General features: G+C 71.2%; 4 protein-coding genes. All 4 read left to right on the forward strand.

Features of this window, described 5'->3' with window-relative positions; all coding sequences use genetic code 11:
• Nucleotides 1–161: 161 nt before the first annotated feature.
• Entirely contained in the window at nt 162–1,283 is a 1,122-nt protein-coding gene (locus tag G6030_RS03390) for a YihY/virulence factor BrkB family protein (protein ID WP_063972651.1), read from the forward strand.
• A 34-nt stretch (nt 1,284–1,317) separates the two neighbouring features.
• Entirely contained in the window at nt 1,318–2,223 is a 906-nt protein-coding gene (locus G6030_RS03395) for a hypothetical protein (RefSeq protein ID WP_182642211.1), read from the forward strand.
• 10 nt (nt 2,224–2,233) lie between these two features.
• Nucleotides 2,234–3,262: a dTDP-glucose 4,6-dehydratase gene (gene rfbB / locus G6030_RS03400; RefSeq protein WP_063972653.1), complete on the forward strand. Its 1,029-nt coding sequence runs from the start codon at nt 2,234–2,236 to the stop codon at nt 3,260–3,262.
• Between the two features lie 25 nt (nt 3,263–3,287).
• The coding region (gene rfbA / locus G6030_RS03405) for a glucose-1-phosphate thymidylyltransferase RfbA (protein ID WP_182642212.1) at nt 3,288–4,147 on the forward strand (860 nt) is incomplete at its 3' end.

A 4,147-nucleotide genomic window follows, 5' to 3' on the forward strand; every position in this document is an offset into this window, starting at 1 on the left:
GTGCGCGCGAGACGCCATGCCGAGGAGCGGCTGCGGTCGGGCAGGCGAAATCGGGGCACGGGTCCGCCGGCGTCGCCCGCCAGCGTCACCCGCCAGCCCCGGGGAGGCCTCCTCGCGGCGAGGCTGGCGCGGGGCGGGCCGGCAGCGGCCACAATCGGGGCATGACCACTTCGGACGGGCCACTCGCCACCATCCGCAGAGGACTGCGCACCGTTCGCATGGTGCTCGTCCGCTCGGTCGCGGAGTTCCTCCGTGACCGGGGCCCGGACCTCGCCGGTTCGCTCACCTACTACGGGGTGCTCTCCCTGTTCCCGGCGGTGCTGGTGGTGGTGTCGCTGCTCGGCGTCTTCGGGCAGGGCTCCAGAACGGTCGACGCGGTGATGGACATGCTCTCCGACGTCGCGCCGCCGGAGGTGCTCGACCCCGTGCGCGGGCCGGTCGAAGCACTGGTCACCACCCCCGCCGCGGGCACCGCGCTCATCGTGGGCACGGCGGTCGCGTTGTGGTCGGCGTCGCGATACGTGCGGGCGCTCGGCAGGGCCATGAACGCGATGTTCGGCATCGAGGAAGGGCGGCCGCCGTGGCGACTGCTGCCCGCTGGTCTCGCGCTGACGGCCCTGCTGATCGTCCTGGTGGCCGTCGGCGGGGTGGCGCTGGCGTTCAGTGGCCCGGTGGCGGAGACGGTGGGTGATTGGATCGGGCTCGGGGACACGGCGCTGGCCGTGTGGGGAGTGGCCAAGTGGCCGGCTGCCGTGGTCGCGGTGATCCTGGCGTTGGCGATCCTCTACCGGTTCGCGCCCAACATCTCCGGGCGCCGTTTCTCGTGGGTATCACTGGGGGCCGCGGCCGCGTTGGCGATCATGGGCGTCGCCACGGCCGGCCTGAGCTTCTTCGTCTCCAACTTCGGAAATTTCAACCGTGTGTACGGCTCGCTGGCCGGCGTCATCGTCTTCCTCCTGTGGTTGTGGCTGGTCAACATGGCCGTGGTCTTCGGGGTGCGTCTCGACGCAGAGGTGCTGAGGGTCCGGCAGCTGCGGTCCGGCATCGCGGCTGAGGAGGTCATCCAGGTGACGCCGCGTGACACCCGGGCCTGCGAGTGGGAGAACCGCCGCCGCGAGAAGATGATCGCGGAGTACCGGACGCTCCGGCGCGAGCGCGATGACGAGACCCGTCTCGACGGCGACACGACTCCCGACGACGAGGCCGGCGCCGATGGCGAGTCGACCGATCCGCCGCCGAGCGCGATCGCCGGGGCCGGCGGAGAGCAGCGCCGGGCCGAGTAGGGTGCGGGGCTGACCGCCGACCGAGGAGCCCGCGATGACCGAGAACCGGCCAGCGCCCGACCGGCCCGCCCCCGAGGCCCCCGCCACCGACGGCGCGCCGGAGATCTGGCGCCTCGACCATCCTGAGCACGGGGTCCTCGAGTTCGCGGTGGGCTCGCCGGAGGAACTCCGCACCGTCGACCCCGGGTACCCGCAACGGAAGCCGCCGAAGAAGGGTGCCACCCCGGCGGCCGTCGCATCCCCGGGGTGTGCCCTCCTGCGCGACGGCGAGGTGGTCGCGCGCGCCCGGCAGATCAGTGACCGGCGCTTCTCGCTCACCGCGGACCCGCCGAAGCCGGGTGAGCACACCACCGCGCCGCCGATCTCGAGCCCGCGCATCCAGGTGCGCACCAACATGCTCGACACGGCGGTCCGCCAGGTGACGTTCCGCGAGGGCCGCGACATCGTGCACTTCGACCCGCCGCCCGGATCCGCCGCCGAGGCCCGGCTGGAGGCGATCGCGTCGACGCCGTGGAAGCGCGCTGTCTACCCGGTCGCGGCGGGCATCGGCAGGTCGGGGTGGGCGATCGCGATGATCGTGCTGCTGCCCCTGATCGGTCGCCTCCTCGAGCCGGTGCTCGACTGGATCCTCGAGCGCATCCCGGACATCGACATCCCGTGGCCGGAGTTCTCCCTGCCGAGCATTCCGTGGCCGGACATCCCCTGGCCGGACATCACGCTGCCGTCGATCAACCTGCCGGAGATCTCGATCCCGGGGTGGGTGGAGTTCCTGCTCGAGTACAGCAAGGTGTGGGTGCCGTTGCTGGCGGGCGTGGCATTGGCGGTGGTGGCGGTGCGGCAGTCGCGCAGGTCGCGCGAGACCAAGCGCCGCTGGGCGGCAGGGCACCCGCCCTCGCAGGGTGGCGATGAGCCGTCGGGCGGCGGTCCGGCCGGGCGGTAGGGTTGTGCCCATGCGCCTCGTCGTCACCGGGGGAGCCGGGTTCATCGGCGCCAACTTCGTCCGCTCCGTCGTCCGCGAGTACCCGCAGGCCCATGTCACTGTGCTCGACTCCATGACGTACGCCGCCAACCGCGCGAACCTGGACGGGCTCCCCGCCGACCGGGTCCGGCTGGTGGAGGCCGACTGTGCGGACGCCGCGATCACCGACCGGTTGGTCTCGGAGCTGACGGGGCGGCGCGACGCGGTCGTGCATTTCGCGGCGGAGAGTCACAACGACAACTCGCTTGCCACGCCGTGGCCGTTCGTGCACTCGAACATCGTGGGCACGTACACGATCCTCGAGGCCTGCCGCCGTCACGACGTGCGCCTGCACCACGTCTCGACGGACGAGGTCTACGGGGACCTGGAACTCGACGATCCGGCCACGTTCACCCCGGCCACGGCGTACAACCCGTCGAGCCCGTACTCGGCGACCAAGGCGGGCGCGGACATGCTGGTGCGCGCGTGGGTCCGCAGCTTCGGCGTGCGCGCCACGATCAGCAACTGCTCGAACAACTACGGGCCCTACCAGCACGTGGAGAAGTTCATCCCGCGGCAGATCACCAACATCCTCGACGGGCGACGGCCCCGCCTCTACGGCAGTGGAGCCAACGTGCGGGACTGGATCCACGTCGATGACCACAACTCCGCGGTCCTGCGCGTCCTCGAGGCGGGCGAGCCGGGCCGGACGTACCTCATCGGCGCCGACGGCGAGCGCTCCAATCTCGAGGTCATGCGGATGATCTGCGAGCTCATGGGCGTCTCGGGCACCGGCGGTGACCCGGGGTTCGACCACGTCACCGACCGCCCGGGCCACGACCTGCGCTACGCGATCGACGCCTCCGCGACCCGCGACGAGCTGGGCTGGGAGCCGCAGCACACGGACTTCCGCGAGGGCCTGCGGCAGACCGTCGAGTGGTACGCCGCCCACCGCGACTGGTGGGAGCCGATCAAGGAGAGGGTGGAAGCCAAGTACGCCCGAACGGAGAAGGTGCTGTGACGGCTGTGACGGCGGGGGTGGCGCGGTGAAGGGCATCGTCCTGGCCGGTGGCAGCGGCACCCGGCTGCGGCCGCTGACGTTGGCCACGAGCAAGCAGCTGGTGCCGGTGTACGACAAGCCGATGATCTACTACCCGCTGTCGACGCTCATGCTGGCGGGGATCCGCGACGTCCTCGTCATCACCACGCCCGAGGACGCGGCGCAGTTCCGGCGGTTGCTGGGCGACGGCAGCCAGTTCGGGATCACGCTGAGCTACGTCGAGCAGGCCGCTCCGGAGGGCCTGGCGCAGGCGTTCGTGCTGGGCGCGGACCACATCGGCGACGAGCCGGTCGCGTTGATCCTGGGCGACAACATCTTCTACGGCCCCGGCATGGGTACGCGGTTGCGCCGGTTCGCCGACCTCGACGGCGGCGCGGTGTTCGCCTACCGGGTGGCCGATCCGAGCCGGTACGGGGTGATCGACTTCGACGCCGAAGGCCGCGCGATCAGCCTCGAGGAGAAGCCTGAGAACCCCTCGTCCGATTTCGCCGTTCCGGGTCTCTACTTCTATAGCGCGGACGTGGTGGACGTCGCGCGCGGGCTGGCCAGGTCGGCGCGCGGGGAGTACGAGATCACCGACATCAACCGGCACTACCTGGAGCAGGGCCGCCTGCAGGTCGAGGTGCTGCCGCGGGGTACCGCCTGGCTGGACACGGGCACCCACGATTCGCTGCTCGACGCGGGGAACTACGTCCGCACGATCGAGGACCGGCAGGGCCTGAAGATCGGCTGCCCGGAGGAGGTGGCGTGGCGGATGGGATATATCGACGACGACGAGCTCACCGATCGCGCGCACGCCCTGCAGAAGTCGGGGTACGGCCGGTATCTGCTGGATGTCCTACGCCG

The organism is Dietzia sp. E1 (assembly GCF_014145015.1).
Taxonomy (GTDB): Bacteria; Actinomycetota; Actinomycetes; order Mycobacteriales; family Mycobacteriaceae; genus Dietzia; species Dietzia cinnamea_A.

What these genes read in the sequence shown, in the direction of transcription:
- G6030_RS03390 (WP_063972651.1), top strand. Translation starts at nt 162, where the DNA reads ATGACCACTTCGGACGGGCCACTCGCCACCATCCGCAGAGGACTGCGC.
- G6030_RS03395 (WP_182642211.1), top strand. Translation starts at nt 1,318, where the DNA reads ATGACCGAGAACCGGCCAGCGCCCGACCGGCCCGCCCCCGAGGCCCCC.
- rfbB (WP_063972653.1), top strand. Translation starts at nt 2,234, where the DNA reads ATGCGCCTCGTCGTCACCGGGGGAGCCGGGTTCATCGGCGCCAACTTC.